Below are 20757 nucleotides of genomic sequence, written 5' to 3'. Positions count from 1 at the left end.
CCATGGCTCCGGCGTCGTCCCGACGGCTGGCCTGGCTTCTGGCCGCGGCCCTGCAGTGCACTGCTTTCACCCAGTCGTTGCCTGCCCGAGCCGCCAGTGCCTTGGCCGCCTGGGCCTTCACCGAGGAGGGGGTTCTCAAGCTCCGCACCAGCCGGAACGCTCGATTGGAGGCGTTTTTTCAGGCCGCCAGCGATGGTCGCGGCACCAGGGTCTGGATTGATATTCCTGGTGAGCTGAGATTCCCGCGGCGCTTGGCCGGACGTGGTGCTGTCCGTGAGATCCGGCTGGGCAAGCCCCGCGCGGGTGCCACCCGTCTGGTAGTGGAATTCCGCCCTGATGTGGATCTCAACCCCAACGATCTGCGCCTGCGTGGAACCGCGCCGGATCGCTGGGAACTGGTGTTCACCGGCTTGCCGACCCGTGGTTTGGATGATTTCGGCGAAGGCGATCTGACCGGTCGTGCCACGGCCTGGCTCCCACCGGGTGGATTCCGTCCCACCCGCACGCCGGTCGACCCTTCCGGGCTGCCCACGGTGGCCCGAAACCGCTACCGCATCGTGATTGATCCCGGCCATGGCGGCCCAGATCCGGGGGCTATCGGCATTGGTGGTCTGCGCGAGACCGATGTGGTTTTGGATGTGTCGCTGCAGGTGGCCGACTTGCTGCGGGCAAGGGGCGTGGATGTGCGCTTGACCCGCACGCGTGAAGTGGATGTGGACTTGCCTCCGCGGGTTTCCCTGGCGAATCGCAGCGGGGCTACTGCTTTCGTGAGCATCCATGCCAATGCCCTGAGCATGAACCGTCCGGATGTGAATGGGATCGAGACCTTCTTCTTTTCGGATCCCCGTTCTGGGCGCCTGGCCTCGTATCTGCAGCAGCAGATGATGGACGTGTCATCCGGAACACCGAATCGCGGAGTCAGACGCGGTCGCTTCTTCGTGATCCGGCGCAGCACCATGCCTTCTGCCCTGGTGGAGATGGGCTTTGTCACCGGGGCGATTGATGCACCGCGTCTGGCCAATGCCGACCATCGCCGCCGGTTGGCCTTGGCCCTGGCCGCCGGCATTCTCAATTACCTCAAGCAGGAGGTGCGATGACGCAGCAACTGCTGGGCTTCTTCGACAGCGGACTTGGTGGCTTGACGGTTCTGCGCCGGGTGCTCGAACGCCATGGGTCTGTTCCTTGCGTTTACCTCGGCGACACGGCCCGGGTCCCCTACGGCAACCGGCAACCGGATGACATCCGGCGCATCGCCGCTGAAGTGGTGGGTTGGTTAAGCGACCAACAGGTGTCCACGGTGGTCATGGCCTGCAACACCACCAATGCCTTGGCAAGGGATGTGGCCGAGGGGCAGGCCGGGGTGCCAGTCATCGGCCTGATCGGCGCTGCCGCAGCGATGGTTGAAACGGGCCGTGTTGGTGTGTTGGCCACACCAGCCACCGTGGCCTCCTCGGCCTATCGGGCCAGCATCGAAGCACTTCACCCAGGGTCGGTGGTGATTGAGCAGGCCTGTCCTGCTTTTGTTCCCCTGATCGAAGCAGGCGAGATGAACAGCGAAGACCTGCGCCGTGCGGCCCAGGCCTATCTCGAACCCTTGCTAGCGGCTTCAGTTGAGTCGATCGTGCTGGGTTGCACCCATTACCCGCTGCTGGTGCCTCTGTTGCGTCAGCTGCTGCCGGAGTCGGTCCAGATCATTGACCCGGCCATCGGTGTGGCCCGTCAACTAGATGCCGTTTTGGGGCCACCGGCGCGGATTTCGCCGACTCCAAGGCCGTTTTCATTGGAGAGCTGCCGCTTCTGCGTCACCGCTGACCCCGATGCCTTCGCGATGCGCGCCACCCCCTGGCTGGGCCAGCGGCCTGTCGTCAGCCTTCAGCTGCTGCAGGACTGAGCGTGGGGCCACTAGGATCGCGGCGCCGAGGGGAGTCATGAGCACCGTTACCGAGCTACTCCAACCGGTAGAGACAGATCTTGAAACCCTGCTCGGAGACCTGCGCAGCCTGATCGGGGCAGGTCACCCCATTCTCCAGGCCGCTGCGGAACACCTGTTCAGCGCCGGTGGCAAGCGTTTACGCCCGGGCATTGTTTTGCTCCTGTCGCGCGCTCTTTCGGAGAAAGGAGATCTTTCGCCGCGCCATCGCCGCTTGGCTGAGATCACGGAAATGATCCATACCGCCTCGCTTGTTCACGACGATGTGGTAGATGAGGCTTCGACCCGGCGCGGTGTGGACACGGTCCACAGCCGTTTTGATGCCCGCGTTGCGGTTCTTGCCGGCGACTTTCTCTTCGCGCAGGCCAGCTGGCACCTCGCCAACCTCGACGACCTCGATGTGGTGAAGCTGCTGAGCCGCGTGATCATGGACCTCGCCGATGGTGAGGTTAAACAGGGTCTATACCGCTTCGATACAGCCCAAACCTTTGAGACCTACCTCGAAAAGAGCTACTGCAAGACGGCATCACTAATTGCCAACAGTTCCCGAGCAGCGGGTGTGCTCACCGGCTGCTCGCCGTCTCAGCTCGACAGCCTCTACCAATTCGGCCGCCAGTTGGGCTTGGCCTTCCAGGTGGTTGATGACATTCTCGATTTCACCGGAAACGACCAGCAGCTCGGCAAGCCTGCAGCCAGTGATCTCGCCAGTGGCTATCTAACCGCTCCCACTTTCTATGCCCTTGAGGAGCATCCATCGCTGCAGCCGTTGATTGATCGCCAGTTCTCTGAGCCCGGTGACCTGGACAAGGCGCTGGAAATGGTTCGGGCATCCAAGGCGATTGAACGCACCCGTGCGCTTGCAGAAACCTTTGCCCGCGAATCCCGTGAATCGATCGCCTGGCTGCCGGAGTCCGCAGCGCAACGCGCCTTGATGGAACTGCCGGACTTTGTCCTCAGCCGTCTGTACTGAACTGGAACCTCAAGACAACAGACTCAACACAACAGCCAGGCTATTGATTCCACAGGGATTGGAGTTCAAGTTTGGATGCTTAGAGCCTGTGGTGCTCACTAGCCAGACCTGACAACCGGCGCCAAGGGCTGATTGGCTACCGGCCTGGGAATCCTCAAGGGCCCAGCAGTCTTTGGGGTGGAGCCCCAGGCGCTGGGCGGCAAGCCGAAAGGGAGCGGGGTCGGGTTTGCCCGCGTCAAGGTCGGGATCGTCGCCGTAAACCCGTTCATGGATCTGCTCGAGCCAGGGATGGGGGGCTGCTTTGAATTCAACGGCGTCGCGGCTGCTGCTGGTGACCAGCGCCATGGGGATGCCCCGGTTGTGGCAGTGCGTTACCAGCTCCTGCGCTGCGGGCATCGGGGCAGCATCCGGGAGCAGGGCACGAACAATCGGTTGCTGCACCGCCAACAAGGCATCCGCGCCCACCGGTTTGGCCAGCCATGCATCCACTTGGGCCGCACAGTCGAGTCGGCGACGGCCTTTCAGCTGCATCAACTGGACCTCGCTCAGCTGGGTGCCGAAGTGAGCTGCGGCTTCCCACCAGCCCCGGCCATGCAGCGGCTCGGTGTCGAGCAGAAGCCCATCCAGATCGAACAGGCAAGCGGCAGGTGGCAGTTTCATCCCGGAACGGTGATGCCCAGCTCAATCCTTTCGCATCGACTGCATCATCGTCCGACGGATTGATACGGGACCTGGATCAACCGGGGTCCTGCTCCTTACCCTTCGAGGAGATGCACTGCGCAGTCTGCTGTGACCGACGCCAACACCACGATCGAAAGCGTGCTGCAGGAGCAGCGGGTGTTCGAGCCGCCAGCAGACACCTCCGCTAAAGCTCGCATCGGCAGCCTCGAGGCCTACCGGGCCATGGCCGATGCCGCCAAAAACGATCCAGATGCGTTCTGGGGTGAGGCCGCCTGCCGAGAACTGCATTGGTTCGAGCCCTTCCATACCGTGCTCGACTGGTCCAATCCTCCGTTTGCGCGCTGGTTTGAGGGTGGTACGACGAACCTCTCCTACAACTGCCTGGACCGTCATCTCGATGGGCCAAAGGCTCAGAAAACAGCGTTGATCTGGGAAGGAGAGCCGGGGGATGTGCGCCGGTTCACCTACCAGGAACTGCATGCCGAGGTCTGCAAAGCCGCCAATGGCCTCAAGGCCATGGGCATTGGCAAGGGTGATCTTGTGGCGCTTTATATGCCGATGGTGCCTGAGGCGGCGATCGCCATGCTCGCTTGCGCTCGCATTGGTGCTCCCCATTCGGTGGTGTTCGGTGGCTTTTCCGCAGAAGCCCTAAGGGACCGTCTCAATGACGGCGAAGTGAAAGCGGTGATTACCGCTGATGGCGGCTTCCGCAAGGACAATCCGGTGTCTCTCAAGCCCGCGGTGGATGCGGCGCTGGCCAACGGCGCCTGCCCCTCGGTGACCGGTGTGCTTGTGGTGCAGCGCACCAAGCAGGACGTGGAGATGGTTGCCGGTCGCGATCAGTGGTGGCATGACCTGGTGGAGGGTCAAAGTGACGACTGCCCCGCTGCCCCGATGGCTAGCGAGGACCGCCTCTTCGTTCTTTACACATCCGGCTCCACCGGCAAACCTAAGGGCGTGGTTCATACCACCGCCGGTTACAACCTCTGGGCCCATCTCACCTTCCAGTGGATTTTCGACATCCGGGATGAGGATGTCTTCTGGTGTACCGCCGATGTGGGTTGGATCACCGGCCACAGCTACATCGTCTATGGCCCGTTATCGAACGGTGCAACGACGGTGATGTACGAGGGAGCACCGCGCCCGTCCAAGCCCGGTGCCTTCTGGGAGTTGATTCAGAAGCACGGAATCACGATCTTTTACACGGCTCCCACCGCAATCCGGGCATTTATGAAGAGCGGCCGCTCCGTTCCGGATCAGTTCGACATGAGCAGCCTCCGCCTGCTCGGCACCGTTGGCGAACCAATAAATCCGGAGGCCTGGATGTGGTATCGCGACGTGATTGGAGGCAACCGCTGCTCGATCGTCGACACCTGGTGGCAGACGGAAACCGGCGGGGTAATGATCAGCCCCCTGCCTGGTGCAACGCCCACCAAGCCCGGCTCTGCCACCCTGCCCCTGCCTGGCATTCAGGCCGACATCATCGATGCGGAAGGCAACAGCTGTGGTGCCGATGAAGGCGGGTATCTGGCGGTGCGTGCCCCCTGGCCAGGAATGATGCGTACCGTGCATGGCAACCCCCAACGCTTCCGCGAGAGCTATTGGGAGCACATCCGGCCTGCCGATGGTTCCTACCTCTATTTCGCGGGGGATGGCGCCCGGCGTGATGCCGATGGCTACTTCTGGGTCATGGGTCGCGTCGATGACGTGATCAACGTCTCGGGCCACCGTCTCGGCACGATGGAGATCGAATCAGCTCTGGTCAGTCACCCCGCGGTGGCGGAGGCGGCCGTTGTGGGTCGTCCTGATGACCTCAAGGGCGAAGGCATTGTGGCCTTCGTCACCCTCGAGTCAGGCCGTGAGGGCGATGACGCCCTGGTGAAGGAATTGCGGATCCACGTCGGCAAGGAGATCGGTCCGATCGCCCGGCCGGATGAGATCCGTTGCAGTGATGCACTTCCCAAGACCCGCAGCGGCAAGATCATGCGCCGGATCCTGCGGGCCTTGGCGGCGGGTCAGGAGGTGAGTGGCGACACCAGCACCCTGGAGGATCGCTCCGTTTTGGATCGCCTCAGGGCCTGATCGCCTTGCCGATGGTTTGGCTCAGCTGACGGATGACCGCCACCCGCTTGGGGTCGTCCGCCCAGTCTCCTAGGAAGCTGCGTCGCAGCCCGGCACTGGCCGGCGTGAGGTGATCGCCGGGAAGTTCCAGGGTTGAGCTGGCGTCGGAGGGACGTTCTCGAAGGGCCTCGATCAGATCACCGCTTTGATCCAGCTCATCGCGGCCGAAGCGCACCACCAGATTCCGCTCCTGTTGGTAGTGGCGGCTGATCAAGCGAAGCGTTTCGGCTGGACTGGGGCTGAACTCGGTTTCCACCCCGAGCCGGGGTGCCAGTTCGCCCAGCAGGGGAATCGAACGGTCGGCGTTGAAGTTGTTGAAGCTCAGGGCCACCAGGGCCCTGCTGCCGCGACCCCCATCGGGGGCCAGCAGGTGAAGCTTGCATCCCAGGCTGTGGCCAAGCCGCAGCGGAGCTGAAAGGGCCCCGCAGCGCTCCTCAAGTTGGCGACGCGCTGAGCGGAAGGCACTCCAGGCATCGCGGGCCTGGCGTTGATGATCGAACCCAGGCACATAGGCCCAGGCATGCACGGCCAACCCGCCCGCCGCTAGGTCTTCCAGCAGCCTGCGGTAGCTGATCTGGGGTGTGGCTGCCAGATAGCTGCCGCCGATGAATTCGATCAATCCCTTGGGTTCGGCCGGCCGCAGTTGCCAGATCGCACCCAGCTGACGCCAGTTGGCCATGCTCAACCGCGCAGCTGATTCAGCACCTGCTGTGCTTCACGCACGTGGGCCGGACCATCCAAGAGGTTGCTGAAGGTGTGACGGATCACTCCCTCCCCGTCAACGATGTAGGTGACGCGACCGGGCAGCAGACCAAGGGCTTTGGGTACACCCATCTCGCGGCGCAGGGCGTTATTGCGGTCGCAAAGCAGAGGAAACGTGAGGTTGTGGCGGGTGGCGAAACGGCGGTGGCTGACGGCGTCATCACCGCTGATGCCCCAAACCTCTGCATCGAGGGCCGCAAAGCTCTCAGCGTTGTCGCGGAAGCTGCAGGCTTCAGCCGTGCAGCCTGGCGTGTCGTCCTTGGGATAGAAGAACAGCACGAGCCAGCGGCCCTGAACCGAGGCGGGAGTGCGAAGGTCACCGTTCTGATCCTCCAGGCTGAAGGAGGGGAGCCGGTCGCCGATCCCGAGGGCCATTGGATTGAAATGAAGAGGGCTGAACCCTAGGCAGCAGGCACCTTGCCCGGGGCGGGAGAATCAGTGGTGGGAGGAGTCACTGCGCCATGCCTGAACAGCTCGATTTGCTTGCGGGGTTTTCAAGACCTCAGGCGGAGACCCAAACAGCGCCAACCCTGTTGCCTTCATCACCAGCCGTCGAGCCCGAGGCCAAGGCTGATCAGCCAGAGCACGCGCCAGAGGCCTCCCCGACCACTTTGCTGATCATTGACACCGAAACCTCCGGTTTGGATCCGCAGCAGGACCAGTGCCTTGAGGTGGGCTGCATTTTGTTTGATGTGCCGAGTCGTTCGGTGCTGGCGCAGCAATCGTTTCTTCTGCCCGTGGATTCCAACGCGGCAGAGGCGATCAACCGGATTCCCGCCGCCGTCACCCGTCGGCCCCAGCCCTGGCAGGAGGCGCTGGTGTGGTTTGAGCATCTGCTAGCTGCTGCCGATCTGCTGGTGGCCCATAACGCGGCCTTTGATCGCCAGTGGTTTGGTCTTGGTGTCGTGCCGGCCACCGCAACACCGTGGCTTTGCACCATGGAAGACATCCGTTGGCCGGGGGAGCGTCAGTTGCGTTCGCGGCCGTCGGTGCGGGACCTGGCCTTGGCCTATGGCGTCCCGGTCTGGGCCGCCCACCGCGCCCTCAGCGATTGCATCTATATCGCAGAGGTGTTCGCACGTTGTGACGACCTTGAGCAGCTGTTGGAGCGGGGCCTGGAACCGCGCCAGTTGATGCGTGCCCGGGTGTCCTTCGAAGAACGCCATCTGGCCAAAGCAGCGGGTTTCCGTTGGAACGATCCGATCAAGGGGGCCTGGACCCGTCGTTTGAGCGATCGCGAGGTGGCGGAACTTGATTTTCTTGTTGCCCCCGTTGAGCTCGAGACCGATCGCCTCAGCGCCTGAGCCTGCGCATTTGCTTCAGCACTCCGAAGCGTCTGGGTGGTTTTGCAGAGAGCGCCGCTGAGCGCAGCAGGCTGAAGCCATGACGGCATTTCTGCATCCCCATCAACGTCCAATTCGCTCCCGCCTGCGCCAGTGGCAGCAGGTGCGTACCTGGGCGCGGTTGATTCGTGAAGCCGAAGCGCTCTGGCATGTTGACGTGCGCGCCCTGCGACGCATTGGGGCTGATGAACTCAGCCAGTTGATTGGGGAGGTCCCCGCCCCCCACCGCAAACGGGTGAACCGCTGGCTGCGCTGCTATTCAGTCGCGACGCGGCTCACCGTTGCGCACACCGCCTGAGCCTGGATTCACGACGCGGGAGGATGGACCAAATCAAACAAACGGTTTGGGCACATCGTTCCCTGTTATTTCCAGCCTGAGCGTTCTCGCTGTTGGCCTTGCCGCCTGTGGTGGTAGTTCGAGTGTGTCCAGCCTCAATGCAGCCGGAGCGTCCTTCCCCGCCAAGGTGTACCAGAGCTGGTTCGCCGATCTCGCCGGCTCCGGTGGACTCAAGGTGAACTATCAGGCGGTGGGATCCGGTTCCGGCCGCAAAGCTTTCATTGACCAGACTGTGAACTTCGGTGCATCGGATGATCCGATGAAGAAGAAGGACATGGCCAAGGTCGGCCGTGGAGTGGTCCAGATCCCGATGGTGGGTGGCACCATCGCCTTCGGCTACAACAAGCCTGGCTGCGACCTCAAGCTGACTCAGGAGCAGGCTGTCAAGGTCGCCATGGGTGTGGTCAAGAACTGGAAGGAGCTTGGCTGCCAGCCCGGCACCCTCACCTGGGTTCACCGTTCTGATGGCTCTGGCACCACCAAGGCCTTCACCAACTCCATGCAGGCCTTCTCCAAGACCTGGACACTCGGCACAGGCAAATCCGTCAAGTGGCCTGCAGGTGTTGGCGCCAAAGGCAACTCTGGTGTTGCTGGCCTGATCCGGAATCGGGTCGGTGCTATTGGGTACGTGAATCAGTCGTACATCAAGGGCAACGTCAAAGCTGCTGCTCTTCAGAACCTTTCAGGACAATTCCTCAAGCCTTCAGTGGCTGCAGGTGCTACTGCCCTGAACGGAATCACTCTGGACAAGGATCTGGCTGGTAAGAACCCCAACCCCACCGCCAAAGGCGCTTATCCCATCGCTACTCTCACTTGGGTTTTGGCGTATGAGAAAGGCAACGGCCGCAACGCCAAGGTGGTGCAGGAGGCCTTCAACTACATGCTGAGCGACGCTGCTCAGAGCAAAGCTTCTTCCCTGGGCTTCGTTCCCCTGAAGGGCGACATCCTGGCCAAGTCCAAGGCTGCTGTCAAAAAGATCGGCAAGTGATTTTGGCTTGAATCGGTTTTAGAAACCAAACATCAAGGGGGCCCCTCGGGGCCCTTTTTTTATGCATTAAATAATTCAAATTGCGATCAATGTTAGAGCCTTCTTAACCTAATCTCTCCCAAATCTCTCCCAAATCTCTCCCAGCTCTTTGTTGGGAATCGATGTTGTCCTCAATACAGTTTTCCTGGATTCATGGAATTCCAAATGCTTGCCACTCCGTCCGCTGATCTGAGTTCAAAGGCTCTGGGTTTCAAGGCGTTTCTTGAAAGCAGCTACGACAATCGCAATGTTGTATATGTCACCTCAGGAAGTCTCATTCCTCTGCTGAAGAACAGCGTTTGGTTTGTGGTTCGCGGCATGGTGAAGCTGGGGGCTGTGTCAGTCCATGGCGATGAGCTGGTGCTTGGCCTTGTGGGGCCGAATGAACCCTTCGCTGCGGCATTCACCAATGTGGAGGCCTACGAGGCTGTCGCACTTACCGATTGCGATCTGCTCTGCTGCAATCTGGCGGAGCTTGAGCAGTCTCCTCAGTTGGCGCTCGGCTTGGCCAAGGCCATGGCCGCCCGCTACCGCCAAGCGGAGTCGCTCCTGTCTCTGCTGGGGCTGCGCCGCGTTGAAGAACGAGTCCGGGGCTTTCTGGAACTGCTCGCCAAGGACTTTGGCGAACCCTGTGATTCTGGTCTTCGCCTAAACCTTCGCCTGACCCATCAGGAGATCGCTAGCGCCCTCAGCACCACAAGGGTGACTGTGACCCGCGTCTTGGGTCAGTTGCGGGATGAAGGCTGGCTTCAGATTGATGCCTCCAGGCATCTGGTGGTGACCAGCGCCGGCCGCCGCTGAATGCACAAAAAAGAGCCGGCGTAACTGCCGGCTCAAACCCTGAAATGTTGATCTTCAGGTGGGGAAACAAGACGGTTGAATCGGAGCGGCGGGATTTGAACCCACGACCCCCACTACCCCAAAGTGGTGCGCTACCAAGCTGCGCCACGCCCCGTCAGATTTAAGTTATCACAGTGCATCCCGGCGTCTGAGTCGCCTGAGCAACCGAGTGGTGAGTTGGTCTCTCGATGCCGATCCGTACTGGTATATCCGCAGTTCTGCGGCGGCCTGACGAAGCTCGGCCAGGGTCATGGCCGCCAAGCGCAGTTCAGGAAGCGTGCGCCACGCTCTGGAGCGCATCGGGAGCGAAGCAGGGCCTTTGGACTGGCCCAGATTCAAGGTTCCATCCGCCAGCCATTCGGGGATGAGCACCACCAGAACGGCGATCAAGCCATAGAGCTCCACCAGCCCCCTCGGCAGAGGATGCAGTTGTCGCTGCTCGGATGGATCAGGCCGCTCACTCACTGCAGAACGGAGGAACCTTCTCCATCCACGATCGCACCAAGTGGCCGCGTGCCTGTGGGTTGGTGGTCAGATTGCCAATGGTGTTGACTTGGGCTGGGGTGTTTCCCGCCAAAGCATCGGAGCCTGCTGCTCTCGGTTGAGGGACACGCTGCCGAGGATCAGGCCCAGAACCAAAATCAAGGTGAGGGCGATGGCCAGGATCACCTGTCGATCAGACCAGGGCTCAGGCATGGCATGGATTGGGATAATCCTCATCCTGGCCGAATCAGCCCAGAGCGATTGGGCTGTTGTCGGATCGAAGCACGCAGTGGCTGACAGACCAGTCGTACTTGTCCCAGACCTGCTTTGGGAGTTTGTAGTTCGATCCTTCGAACTCACCAAGCAGCGTCTGTGTTGGCATCGCAGAGCAGTAGGGGCGGCTTCCCGGTTTGGCGAGGTACTGCTGGTGATAGTCCTCGGCGAAATAGAAGGTTTGGTCTGCCAGGATTTCGGTGGTGATGGCGCCATAACCCTTGGCAGAGAGTGCGGCTTGATAGGCGTCCCGGCTGGCGAGGGCCAGTTGCAGATGCTCCGGATTGAACGTGTAAATGGCTGACCGGTATTGGCTGCCGGTGTCGTTGCCCTGCCGGTTGCCTTGGGTGGGGTCGTGACACTCCCAGAACAGTTTCAGCAGGTCGCTGAAATCCAGAGCGGGGCGGCTCCACACCACGCGCACCACTTCCGTGTGCCCGGTTCTGCCGGAACAAACCTGGTTGTAAGTCGGTTGCTCGGTTTGGCCTCCCGCGTAGCCCACGGCAGTGCTCATCACCCCTGGGAGTCGCCAAAAACCTTTCTCAGCGCCCCAGAAGCAGCCACAGGCAAAGATTGCTTCTTTCTGGTCGGCCATCAGTGGGGCCTTCAGCGGTGTTCCCAACACTGCGTGTGTTGCCGGTGCAGATGGTTCGGCGTCGCCGCGGGGAGACAGCCAGGAAGGAAGCATGTTGATTACGTCGATTTGGAGAGCTTAGGAAGTTGATTCAATGGAGTGATGCCGCCGCCTCGAGGGCAATCAGTGAACTCTCGGCGATTGCTCCTCCAAGTAACGGATGAAAAGCAACGATCAAAGGTTCTATTGAAGAGTGATTCTTATTTGGACAATGTTCTACAGAAAGTTGTTGATTCTTTTGTCAACAGCTTTCAACCTGAATCTTGCTGATGGCTGGCACATGACCAGAAAGCAAGGCGAATTTGATGGATGAGCCCATTGCAAGTAATTGACTAATGGCTTATGGATTCAAAAAGGTGTTTTTGATAAAAAAACAGGCTGTTGATTCTGGTGAATCAGACATCCCACCTGCGTCAGAAATGTCTACTGTCAATCGCTGCTCTATGGAATGATCTTGTGGTGATGGCCGATCAAGGAACAGTGGTCTCGTCCTGCGGAACCTCCTTCATTCGAATTTCAATCAGAAGAAATCCTGTTCCCTAGATCTAGGGGTAGTCGTTCCGGAGGTGGAGAAGATATGCCTTCGCTTCGTGTTGGCTTGAGTGCTTAGGACACTTTGGCTTCACCCTCAACCGGGTTGAGCTGGATGTGATTCAGCAGCGTTGTGACGAAGGCGAAGAGCAGAAACGGCAGGCTGAGCACCAAAATCAGCCCCACTCCCACCAGTGCAAACAATGGTCGCGAGGAGCCCATCAAGGCAAGCCCCGCAGCCAGGCTCACAAAAATGACGGCCATCCAGGCCAGCACCTGTCCGTAAATATCGCCGAAGGTGAGCGTGCAGCGCACCGCAAAGGGGGATCCGCTGGTCATAGGCAAGGAGTCGCCTACACAGCTAAGCCACGGACGTTGGAGTTGTCAGAAACCGCCCGGAGATTCTTCAGGAAGCCAACGCATCCAGTTGTTGAGATGCCTGTTGACGCTCCCAAAGACGTTTGTACACACCCGGCTGTTGGATCAAGGCGTTGTGGTGTCCCTGTTGAACGATGCGTCCGTTCTCCATCACCAGGATGCGATCACAGGCCGCTGCGGCTGAAAGTTGATGGCTGATCATCACGATGGTCCGATCATCCTGGGCTCGAATCGAATCCAAAATCGCCGCTGCCGTGTTGTTGTCGACGCTTGCCAAGGCGTCGTCCAGGATCAACACCGGCGCCGACATCAGAAGAGCCCGCCCCAGGGCTGTGCGTTGACGTTGACCACCACTCAACGTGATGCCGCGTTCCCCAACGATGGTTCCGAAACCATCAGGAAAGCCCTTCACGTCATCAGCCAGACGGGCTTGTTCTGCCGCCAACTCAACCAGCTGATCACTGGCCTCAGGATCGCCGTAGCGGAGGTTGTCCGCCAGGGTGCTGGTGAACAGAAAGCCCTCCTGGGGAACGATCGCCACGTCACGGCGCAACGTCTTTAGAGGCATCTGGGTGACATCCACGCCATCCAGGAACAGTTGTCCTGGTTCCAGTGGAACCATGCGACCGAACGCCCGAGCCAGGGTGGTCTTGCCGCAGCCCACGGCCCCTACTACGGCAACCAACTCCCCTGGTTCGATGCAGAACTGCAGGCCATTGAGGGTGTTCTGCTCAGCACCTTGATATTTGACCGTCAGGCCGCGGGCTTCAAAACGCCCCCGGCGGTCGGTTGTTGGATGGGGCTGAACTTCAGAGGGATCAGGGTCTTTGATCTCTGGTTCCCGTTTCAGCAATTCCTCCACCCGCTCGAGGCTCACCTGGCCGGTCTGGAAGGTGTTGAGCGTGAATCCCAGCAATGCTGTTGGGAAGACGAGCTGCTCCACATAAAGGATCAGGGCTACCAGTCCTCCAATGCTCAGACGACCGGCTGCGAGTTGCCCGCTGCCGATGGCCAACAGCAAAAGAACAGAGAGGGATGAAATGCCCTGAAGCAGCGGGAACAGGGTGCTTTGTGTTCTCGCCAGCCGAATAGCGCTGTCGCGATAGCGGCGGTTACGTGAAGCGAAGGCCTCCTGTTCCGCACCCTCTTGGCCGTAGATCTTGATGGCCCCGATCCCAGAGAGATCTTCTTGAATCAGGTTGCTTAGGGCGGAGAGTTCTTCCTGCTGCGCGCGCTTTTGACGCATCATGCGCCCACCGAAAAGGCGCACCGTGCTGAGCATCACGGGGTAGAGCCCGACGGCGGCCAGGGTCAGCCACGGATCGATGGCCAACATTGCGGGCAGCGTCAGCGCATAGGCCAGCAGCGTGTTGGTCAGGCTAAGAATCGCGAATCCGAGCAGGCGCCGGATGTTTTCCACATCGCTCGTGGCTCGACTGATTACTTCACCGCTGCCTTTGCCTTGAATCCAATCGGGTTCCTGGCGGAGCATGTGCTCGAACAGGCGCTGTCGCAGATCCACTTCCACCTGCCGACCCACACCAAAGATGAGTTGGCGCGAGGTCAGCCGGATCACGCCCATGGTGCTCGCAAGCAGCACAACCCATCCCGCTTGGCGCAGGACTCCGGCGTAGCTGAATCCCTTCTGCAGCTCGTCCACAACGCTGCGCACTTCCCACGGGATCGTGACCCGCAAAACGTTGACCACCACCAAGGCAATGGCTCCCAGCAGCACCGTGCGGCGGTGGGGACGCAGATAGCGGCCGATCAGGTCGAGACGAAGGGCGGCCATGCGAGCTCGTTGGTCCCGTTGGCAGGCCAACCTAGGCATCCGGCTGCAACGGCTGGTCGTTCGCCGTTGATCTGAGGGATAGTGGGATTGTTCCCATCACCTGGCCCGGTGTGCCTCGCACCCCGGGTTTTTTACTGGCAGCTTCCCTTCCATGTCCTCAGACCCGCGTTCCTGGTCCGGTTGCTTGGACCATCTGCTGCAGGGCAACAACCTCAGCTCCGATGGGGCCACTGCCCTGATGCGTGCCTGGCTAGCTGAAGAGCTCGAGCCCGTGCAGACCGGGGCGTTCCTGGCTGGACTGAGAGCCAAAGGGATGGTGGCCGATGAGCTGGCGGCCATGGCGGCTGTCCTACGCGAGGCCTGCCCCCTTCCCTGCGCCCAGCCCGATCTGGCCATGGTCGACACCTGCGGCACCGGTGGTGACGGTGCAGATACCTTCAATATCTCCACGGCGGTCGCCTTCACCGCCGCTGCTTGCGGGGTCAATGTGGCCAAGCATGGCAACCGCAGCGCCAGCGGCAAAGTGGGTTCAGCCGATGTGCTCGAGGGGCTCGGTCTCAACCTTAAGTCTCCGTTAAACAAAGTGGTGGAGGCTTTGCCGGGAACCGGTGTCACCTTCCTGTTCGCTCCCGCCTGGCATCCAGCTCTTGTGAATCTGGCGCCGCTGCGACGGACCCTGGGGGTTCGCACGGTGTTCAACCTGCTCGGCCCTCTGGTTAATCCGCTTCAGCCCCAGGCGCAGGTTCTTGGCGTGGCGCGTCCAGAGCTTCTCGACCCCATGGCGGGAGCTTTGCAGCAACTCGGCTTGAGCCGTGCCGTCGTGGTTCACGGCGCTGGGGGCCTCGATGAGGCTTCGTTGGCGGGTCCCAATGCCTTGCGTTTGATCGAATCCGGGGGCATCACCACAAAAGAGGTCTCCCCTGAAGACCTGGGTCTGACCCGTGCCGGTCTCGATCTGCTGCGCGGTGGTGACTGCGCGGTGAACCAGCAGATCCTTCAGAACGTTCTGCAGGGGCAGGGATCGCTGGCCCAGACCGAGGTGGTGGCCTTCAACACAGCACTGGTGCTCTGGGCTGCGGGGCTGCAAAGCGATCTGCCGGCTGCTGTTGCTCAGGCTCTGACTGTTCTCAATGAGGGCAAGGCCTGGGACAAGCTTGTCGCTCTGCGGGATGCCCTGTCCGACGGAGATGGAGAATGAGTGACTGATGACCTGCGGCGGCCCTTCGATGCCCGATTCACCATCAGACAAGGCTTATCTCGTCCTTGCCGATGGCACGGTCCTCACCGGTGTTGGCTTCGGCCATCGCGGCACCACCATCGGTGAGGTGGTGTTCAACACCGGCATGACCGGTTACCAGGAGGTGCTTACAGACCCCTCCTATGCCGGACAGTTGGTGAGCTTCACCTATCCCGAACTCGGCAACACAGGGGTGAATGCTGACGATCAAGAAGCTGATCGCCCCCATGCCCGTGGCGTGATTGCCCGCCAACTGGCCCCATTGCCCAGCAACTGGCGCTGTGAACAGCCGCTTGAAAGCTGGATGCAGTCCCATCAGCTTGTAGGCATCAGCGGTTTGGACACCCGTGCCTTGGTGCGTCACCTGCGTGAGGTGGGGGCCATGAATGGCGTGATCAGCAGTGACGGCCAGCCCCCGGCGCAGTTGCTGGAGCTGCTGAAGCAGGCCCCGTCGATGCAGGGGCTGAACCTGGCGGACCGTGTCACCACCCGTGAGCCCTACCAGTGGAATCAGGCCTGCAGTGTTGGCTTCGATCAGCGTTTGCAGCGCCGCAGCGACGAGCCCTTCCGCGTTGTCGCCATCGATTTCGGCATCAAGCGCGCCATTCTCGATCGACTGGTCGCCCATGGCTGTGACGTCACGGTTCTGCCGGCAGACACGGATCTGGCCACGGTTCGCTCCCATCGCCCGGATGGTGTCTTTCTGTCCAACGGCCCTGGCGATCCAGCAGCGGTGACCCACGGGATTGCCCTGGCCAAGATGTTGCTGGAGGAATCCGATTTACCCCTGTTTGGCATCTGTCTGGGCCATCAGATCCTTGGTCTGGCCCTTGGCGGAGAGACGTTCAAGCTGTCCTATGGCCACCGCGGCCTGAACCATCCCTGTGGCACCACGGGCCAGGTTGAAATCACCAGTCAGAACCACGGCTTTGCCCTCTCCGCCGATTCCCTGGATTCAGACGTGATTGACGTCACCCACTTCAATCTGAACGACCGCACCGTGGCAGCAATTGCCCATCGTCAAAAGCCTGTTTTCGGGGTGCAATACCACCCGGAAGCGAGTCCGGGCCCCCATGACGCCGACCATCATTTCGCCCGCTTTGTGACGCTGATGGCCGATCGCCGTTGATGAGGTGGTAGCCAACGCTCAGCATCACTACACTTCGTGCCGATGATGCCTGGGGGGCTTGATCCCATCAGCGAACTGCAGCGACTGACCGTCTCTCTCCGGGGCGGATTCGAACAGAAAAATGGTTGTCTGGTGTTTCATTTCACCGGTCAGCTTGATGCGTACTCCGAGAAGCAATTCTTGGAGTATGCGGCGGATGTTCTGAAGGCCAACAAACTTCCGTCTGTTCTCGATCTCAGCAAGATCGATTTCCTCGATTCATCCGGCCTTGGGGCGCTGGTGCAGCTGGCCAAGCAATGCACAGATGCCAAGCGGTCGTTTCTGCTTGTGGGCAACACCAGGGTCATGCAGACGATCAAGTTGGTGCGTCTTGAGCAGTTCCTTCATCTTGTGGAGGATCTGCCCACAGCCCTGAATCAGTTGGCCGCTTGAGCGATTGGATTAAAAGCCAGTCTCCCAGCGACATCAACGAACAGCTGGGGCCATTGCAACTGGCTTGGATTGGAGATGCCGTGTGGGAGCTGCATCAACGGTTGCGCCATGGCGCGAGGCCTGGACGCTCTGATCAATTGCATCGGGCCGTTGTGGCCGATGTCCGTGCTGACGCCCAGTCCCGCTTGCTGAGCTGGCTGGAAGACCGTGAACTCCTCAGTTCAGAGGAACTCGATCTGGTTCGTCGTGGCCGCAACAGTGCCGGTCGGGGTCCAAGGCGCGCGGACGCTGCTGTTTATGGAAGGGCCACAGGGTTTGAGACAATGGTGGGCTGGCTGTTTCTGAACAATCCAGCCCGGCTTGCGGAGCTCTTCGATCACTTGGAGCAAGCCGGATCCAACCCATAACGTTTCCTCGCACACCATGAGTCCTCGCTTTGAACGCCGCTCAAGCGGCCCATCCCGCGATGGCCGTTCGGGGCCAGGAGGGAGTGGGGGGGCTCGATCACCAGGAGGCAGGCCGCCCAGTGGACGCGCTTCCGCTGGCCGCTCCTCGATGGGGCGCTCGGATAGCGGTCGCCCCATGCCCAGCAACCGCCGTTCCGATGGCGGTCGTTCCCCCTATGCCAAGCCTGGACGTGACGGTGGCGGGTATCGCGAACGACGCGCGCCACGGGATGGAGGCTGGGAACAGTCGCGAGGCGGTGATCGACCCAATAATCGGTTTGGTGAGCGCTCTGGTGATCGACCCGGCAATCGGTTTGGTGATCGTTTCAGTGAGCGCTCTGGTGATCGATCTGGAGAACGCTTCGGTGATCGCCCGAAAGAGCGGTTCGGCAATCGCTCCCGTTCCTTCGACCGAGATCAGAACGCCTCCCGTTCGGACTTTCAAAACGACCGCTCAGGGCCTGGGCGTTTTCGCGATCGCAACGACCGCTACGGCGACCGCCGTCGCTCCGGGGATGAACGGCGCCAACCGTCCCAGCGCTCCAGATCTCGGTATGACGAGGGCCGTTCTCAGCGCCCGGAGGCAGCATCGGAGGCTGCAGCGGCCACACCCCCAGCGGACGATTTGATTTGGGGACGTCATGCCACCCTGGCCGCGTTGGAGGCCGGACGCCCCATCCATCGCATCTGGTGCACTGCCGAGATGCGCAGTGCCTCCAAATTTCTCCAGCTGCTTCGCGATGCCAAGGCTTCGGGCGTTCTCGTGGAAGAGGTGACCTGGGCTCGGCTGGGACAGATCACAGGTGGGTCCGTTCATCAGGGCATTGCCCTGCAGACGGCGGCGGCGGAAACCCTCGACCTCGAGACCCTTATCGAGGGCTGCTCGGATCTGGGGGAACCCCCTTTGTTGGTTGCCTTGGACAGTGTCACCGACCCCCACAACCTTGGGGCGGTTGTTCGTTCCGCTGAGGCCATGGGAGCCCACGGAGTGGTGATTCCCCAGCGCCGCAGCGCTGGCTTGACCGGTTCCGCCGCCAAGGTGGCCGCAGGAGCCCTGGAACACCTGCCGGTGGCACGCGTGGTGAACCTCAACCGCTCCTTGGAAAAGCTCAAAGACGCCGGCTACAGGGTGGTGGGTCTTGCCGCTGAAGGGGACGTGACCCTCACCGATGTCGACCTCACTGGGCCGCTGGTGCTGGTCACCGGATCTGAAGACCAGGGCCTGTCGCTGATGACCCGGCGCCATTGCGACCAGTTGGTTCGCATCCCGCTGCGGGGCATCACACCGAGCCTCAATGCCTCAGTTGCCACAGCTCTTTGCGTGTACGAAGTGGCGCGGCGCAACTGGATGAAGGACATTCATGGCCAAGCGCCGTCTCCGCCGATTCGGAGGCCCAAGCTTGCTGGTGCTGAATCGCCCGTTGAGATGGCAGATGCCTCTGAGACGGCTGCTCAGGTGGAGACAGCACCGGAACAGCGGATTGATCTGGATCTGAATCCATCTCAGCCGGATGCTGTCTTGCCGTTCGATCAGAACATCCAGCTATCTCCCTGAAAACAGCATGGTTTCCCAAGATCTCGGGGCACAATGCTCCAAGGTCCCTTTTCTTCCATGAGTCCCCTGATTCGGCCGCTGCGCAGCCTTGCCAATGGCTTTGGAGTCGCTTGGTGGGCTCGTGTTCAGACCTCAGGCCCTGATGTGACCTATTGGTTCGGTCCCTTCATCACGCGCAAGGGACTGGAGAGCGAGCTCGCTTCCTTCCTGGACGACGTCAAGTCGGAGCAACCCCAGTCGATCAGCCACTCCCTGCTGCGGACTCGGCGCTCTGAGCCCCTCACCATCACCGCTGAGGGCTGATCCTGCGGCTGATAGCGTCCTCCCTGCAATGGATCGCAGGGACATGACGATCAGCGCGTGGCGTCAGCAACTGCAGAGCGGCGAGGTTTCCTCCCGCGAGCTCGTTGATCAGCACCTCAAACGGCTCGAAAGTTCCGAGCCTTCTTTGAACGCTTTTGTTGAAGTCACGGCTGAGAAGGCCCGTGATGAGGCCCTGCGCATCGATGAAGCCAGGGCCGCCGGCGAGGAGCTTGGCCCCCTGGCGGGATTGCCCCTGGCGATCAAGGACAACCTCTGCACTAAGGGTGTTCGCACCACTTGCTCCAGCCGCATGCTCGAGCAGTTTGTGCCCCCCTACGAATCCACGGTCACGGAGCGGCTTTGGCAGGCCGGAGGTGTGTTGGTTGGCAAGACAAACCTTGATGAGTTCGCCATGGGCGGCTCAACCGAAACGTCCGCGTTTGGTGCCACAAAGAATCCCTGGAACACTGCCCATGTGCCGGGTGGAAGCTCCGGTGGCAGTGCAGCCGCCGTCGCTGCCGGCAGTTGCGTCGCTTCGCTTGGTTCCGACACCGGTGGATCCATCCGCCAACCGGCGTCGTTCTGTGGCGTGGTGGGCCTCAAACCCACCTACGGCCGCGTCAGCCGTTGGGGCCTGGTGGCCTTCGCCAGTTCCCTGGATCAAGTGGGTCCTTTCGCCGGCAGCGTTGCTGATGTGGCCGAACTGCTTCAGGTGATCGCCGGGCCCGACCCTCGCGATTCCACCTGTCTTGAAGCGTCGGTTCCAGACTTCAGCACCGGCCTCAACCAGCCCATCAAGGGCCTCAAGGTGGGGGTGATCAAGGAGTGCTTCGACGCCGAAGGCCTTGATGCAGAGGTGAAGGCATCGGTTCAGGCCTCTGCTGCTCAACTGGAGGCTCTTGGCGCTGAACTGGTGGAGGTGAGCTGCCCCCGGTTCAACGACGGCATCGCCACTTACTACGTGATCGCACCATCGGAGGCCTCGGCCAATTTGGCTCGATATGACGGGGTCAAATACGGCTTCCGTGCAGAAGACGCCGAGAGTCTTGCTGCGATGACGGCGCGAAGCCGTGCTGAAGGCTTTGGCGCTGAGGTGCAACGGCGAATCCTGATCGGCACGTATGCCCTTTCTGCCGGGTATGTCGATGCCTACTACAAAAAAGCGCAGCAGGTGCGCACCCTGATCCGGCGAGACTTTGATGCGGCCTTCCAGAGTGTGGATGTCCTGCTCACGCCAACAGCGCCGTCCACGGCCTTCAAGGCTGGCGCTCACGCCGATGACCCTCTGGCGATGTATTTGGCTGACCTGCTGACGATTCCGGTCAACTTGGCTGGACTTCCGGCCATCAGTGTTCCCTGTGGATTCAGTGCTGCGGGTCTGCCGATCGGGATGCAATTGATCGGCAATGTGTTGGATGAACCGCGTCTGCTTCAGGTGGCTCACCAGTACGAGCAGGCTGCGCAGGTGTTCGCATCTCGTCCGGAAGCTTCGCTGGTCCCCTGAGTTGCGCCACATGTGGTGGCTTGTGTTCCCTTTGAACACTGGATCTTGC

23 protein-coding genes and 1 tRNA gene are annotated in these 20757 nt (G+C 61.0%); 15 read left to right on the top strand and 9 right to left on the bottom strand.

The genetic code is table 11. From position 1 onward, the window contains the following. The first annotated feature begins 2 nt into the window (after positions 1-2). From FZX09_RS03810 to sds, 3 genes are read left to right on the top strand one after another with little or no spacing between them, the layout of a single operon-like run. Positions 3-1097, top strand: a complete 1095-nt coding sequence (locus tag FZX09_RS03810; RefSeq protein WP_226400133.1) for an N-acetylmuramoyl-L-alanine amidase — start codon at positions 3-5, stop codon at positions 1095-1097. Continuing rightward, a complete protein-coding gene (gene murI, locus FZX09_RS03805) occupies positions 1094-1891 on the top strand; it encodes a glutamate racemase (protein WP_226400131.1) in 798 nt (265 codons plus the stop codon). Before FZX09_RS03810 ends, murI begins: the two co-directional genes overlap by 4 nt. 37 nt (positions 1892-1928) lie before the next feature. Further along, positions 1929-2900, top strand: a complete 972-nt coding sequence (sds, locus tag FZX09_RS03800; protein WP_226400129.1) for a solanesyl diphosphate synthase — start codon at positions 1929-1931, stop codon at positions 2898-2900. 9 nt (positions 2901-2909) lie between these two features. Here sds and FZX09_RS03795 read toward each other — a convergent pair whose 3' ends face one another. Next, positions 2910-3560, bottom strand: a complete 651-nt coding sequence (locus FZX09_RS03795; protein ID WP_226400127.1) for an HAD family phosphatase — start codon at positions 3558-3560, stop codon at positions 2910-2912. Between the two features lie 129 nt (positions 3561-3689). Between FZX09_RS03795 and acs the strand changes: the two genes are divergently transcribed. Beyond that, complete coding sequence (gene acs / locus FZX09_RS03790) at positions 3690-5663, top strand: acetate--CoA ligase (protein WP_226400125.1); 1974 nt, start codon at positions 3690-3692, stop codon at positions 5661-5663. On the opposite strand, the gene FZX09_RS03785 is transcribed toward acs, so the two are convergent. After that, the gene (locus FZX09_RS03785) at positions 5653-6381 is read right to left on the bottom strand and encodes a DUF1350 family protein (protein ID WP_226400123.1); all 729 of its coding nucleotides are present in this window, start codon (positions 6379-6381) and stop codon (positions 5653-5655) included. The genes acs and FZX09_RS03785 overlap by 11 nt on opposite strands. Positions 6382-6383: 2 nt before the next feature. Further along, entirely contained in the window at positions 6384-6839 is a 456-nt protein-coding gene (locus FZX09_RS03780) for a peroxiredoxin (protein ID WP_011364117.1), read from the bottom strand. A gap of 86 nt (positions 6840-6925) precedes the next feature. Between FZX09_RS03780 and FZX09_RS03775 the strand changes: the two genes are divergently transcribed. The 4 genes from FZX09_RS03775 to FZX09_RS03760 all read left to right on the top strand — a co-directional run bounded on the left by FZX09_RS03775 (position 6926) and on the right by FZX09_RS03760 (position 9972). Continuing rightward, complete coding sequence (locus FZX09_RS03775; protein ID WP_226400121.1) at positions 6926-7768, top strand: 3'-5' exonuclease; 843 nt, start codon at positions 6926-6928, stop codon at positions 7766-7768. Between the two features lie 79 nt (positions 7769-7847). Beyond that, complete coding sequence (locus tag FZX09_RS03770; RefSeq protein WP_226400119.1) at positions 7848-8105, top strand: hypothetical protein; 258 nt, start codon at positions 7848-7850, stop codon at positions 8103-8105. A gap of 46 nt (positions 8106-8151) precedes the next feature. Then, positions 8152-9132 carry a phosphate ABC transporter substrate-binding protein PstS gene (pstS, locus tag FZX09_RS03765; RefSeq protein WP_370624167.1) on the top strand — a complete coding sequence of 327 codons (981 nt, stop codon included), beginning with the start codon at positions 8152-8154 and terminating at the stop codon, positions 9130-9132. 204 nt (positions 9133-9336) lie between these two features. Then, positions 9337-9972, top strand: coding sequence for a Crp/Fnr family transcriptional regulator (locus FZX09_RS03760; RefSeq protein WP_226400117.1), 636 nt, complete (start codon positions 9337-9339; stop codon positions 9970-9972). Positions 9973-10052: 80 nt separating this feature from the next. Here the strand turns inward: FZX09_RS03760 and FZX09_RS03755 are convergent. The 6 genes from FZX09_RS03755 to FZX09_RS03730 all read right to left on the bottom strand — a co-directional run bounded on the left by FZX09_RS03755 (position 10053) and on the right by FZX09_RS03730 (position 14102). After that, positions 10053-10126: transfer RNA gene (locus FZX09_RS03755), tRNA-Pro, on the bottom strand. Between the two features lie 14 nt (positions 10127-10140). Further along, positions 10141-10476 carry a hypothetical protein gene (locus FZX09_RS03750; protein ID WP_226400115.1) on the bottom strand — a complete coding sequence of 112 codons (336 nt, stop codon included), beginning with the start codon at positions 10474-10476 and terminating at the stop codon, positions 10141-10143. Positions 10477-10542: 66 nt separating this feature from the next. After that, entirely contained in the window at positions 10543-10707 is a 165-nt protein-coding gene (locus tag FZX09_RS03745; protein ID WP_226400113.1) for a hypothetical protein, read from the bottom strand. Between the two features lie 34 nt (positions 10708-10741). Beyond that, positions 10742-11455, bottom strand: coding sequence for a peptide-methionine (S)-S-oxide reductase MsrA (gene msrA / locus FZX09_RS03740; protein ID WP_226400111.1), 714 nt, complete (start codon positions 11453-11455; stop codon positions 10742-10744). Positions 11456-12007: 552 nt separating this feature from the next. Beyond that, positions 12008-12271, bottom strand: coding sequence for a hypothetical protein (locus FZX09_RS03735; protein ID WP_226400109.1), 264 nt, complete (start codon positions 12269-12271; stop codon positions 12008-12010). A gap of 67 nt (positions 12272-12338) precedes the next feature. Then, complete coding sequence (locus FZX09_RS03730; RefSeq protein ID WP_226400107.1) at positions 12339-14102, bottom strand: ABC transporter ATP-binding protein; 1764 nt, start codon at positions 14100-14102, stop codon at positions 12339-12341. 151 nt (positions 14103-14253) lie between these two features. Between FZX09_RS03730 and trpD the strand changes: the two genes are divergently transcribed. Genes trpD through gatA form a run of 7 tightly spaced genes read left to right on the top strand, consistent with a single transcriptional unit; the run spans position 14254 to position 20708 of the window. Further along, positions 14254-15300, top strand: coding sequence for an anthranilate phosphoribosyltransferase (trpD, locus tag FZX09_RS03725; protein ID WP_226400105.1), 1047 nt, complete (start codon positions 14254-14256; stop codon positions 15298-15300). A gap of 7 nt (positions 15301-15307) precedes the next feature. Next, complete coding sequence (carA, locus tag FZX09_RS03720) at positions 15308-16468, top strand: glutamine-hydrolyzing carbamoyl-phosphate synthase small subunit (protein ID WP_226400103.1); 1161 nt, start codon at positions 15308-15310, stop codon at positions 16466-16468. A 42-nt stretch (positions 16469-16510) separates the two neighbouring features. Continuing rightward, positions 16511-16900: an STAS domain-containing protein gene (locus tag FZX09_RS03715; RefSeq protein WP_226400361.1), complete on the top strand. Its 390-nt coding sequence runs from the start codon at positions 16511-16513 to the stop codon at positions 16898-16900. Continuing rightward, positions 16897-17307, top strand: coding sequence for a Mini-ribonuclease 3 (locus FZX09_RS03710; RefSeq protein ID WP_226400101.1), 411 nt, complete (start codon positions 16897-16899; stop codon positions 17305-17307). The genes FZX09_RS03715 and FZX09_RS03710 overlap by 4 nt, the downstream gene beginning before the upstream one ends. Positions 17308-17323: 16 nt before the next feature. Next, positions 17324-18901, top strand: a complete 1578-nt coding sequence (gene rlmB, locus FZX09_RS03705; protein WP_226400099.1) for a 23S rRNA (guanosine(2251)-2'-O)-methyltransferase RlmB — start codon at positions 17324-17326, stop codon at positions 18899-18901. 57 nt (positions 18902-18958) lie between these two features. Beyond that, on the top strand, positions 18959-19204 hold the full coding sequence (locus tag FZX09_RS03700; protein WP_226400098.1) for a DUF1816 domain-containing protein: 246 nt from the start codon (positions 18959-18961) through the stop codon (positions 19202-19204). Between the two features lie 28 nt (positions 19205-19232). After that, the gene (gene gatA / locus FZX09_RS03695) at positions 19233-20708 is read left to right on the top strand and encodes an Asp-tRNA(Asn)/Glu-tRNA(Gln) amidotransferase subunit GatA (protein WP_226400097.1); all 1476 of its coding nucleotides are present in this window, start codon (positions 19233-19235) and stop codon (positions 20706-20708) included. Positions 20709-20757: the final 49 nt, after the last annotated feature.

This window comes from Synechococcus sp. MU1643 (assembly GCF_020514095.1).
Lineage (GTDB): Bacteria > Cyanobacteriota > Cyanobacteriia > PCC-6307 > Cyanobiaceae > Parasynechococcus.
The sequence above is the reverse complement of the archived record's forward strand: the minus strand, read 5'-3'. Positions and strand labels throughout refer to the sequence as shown.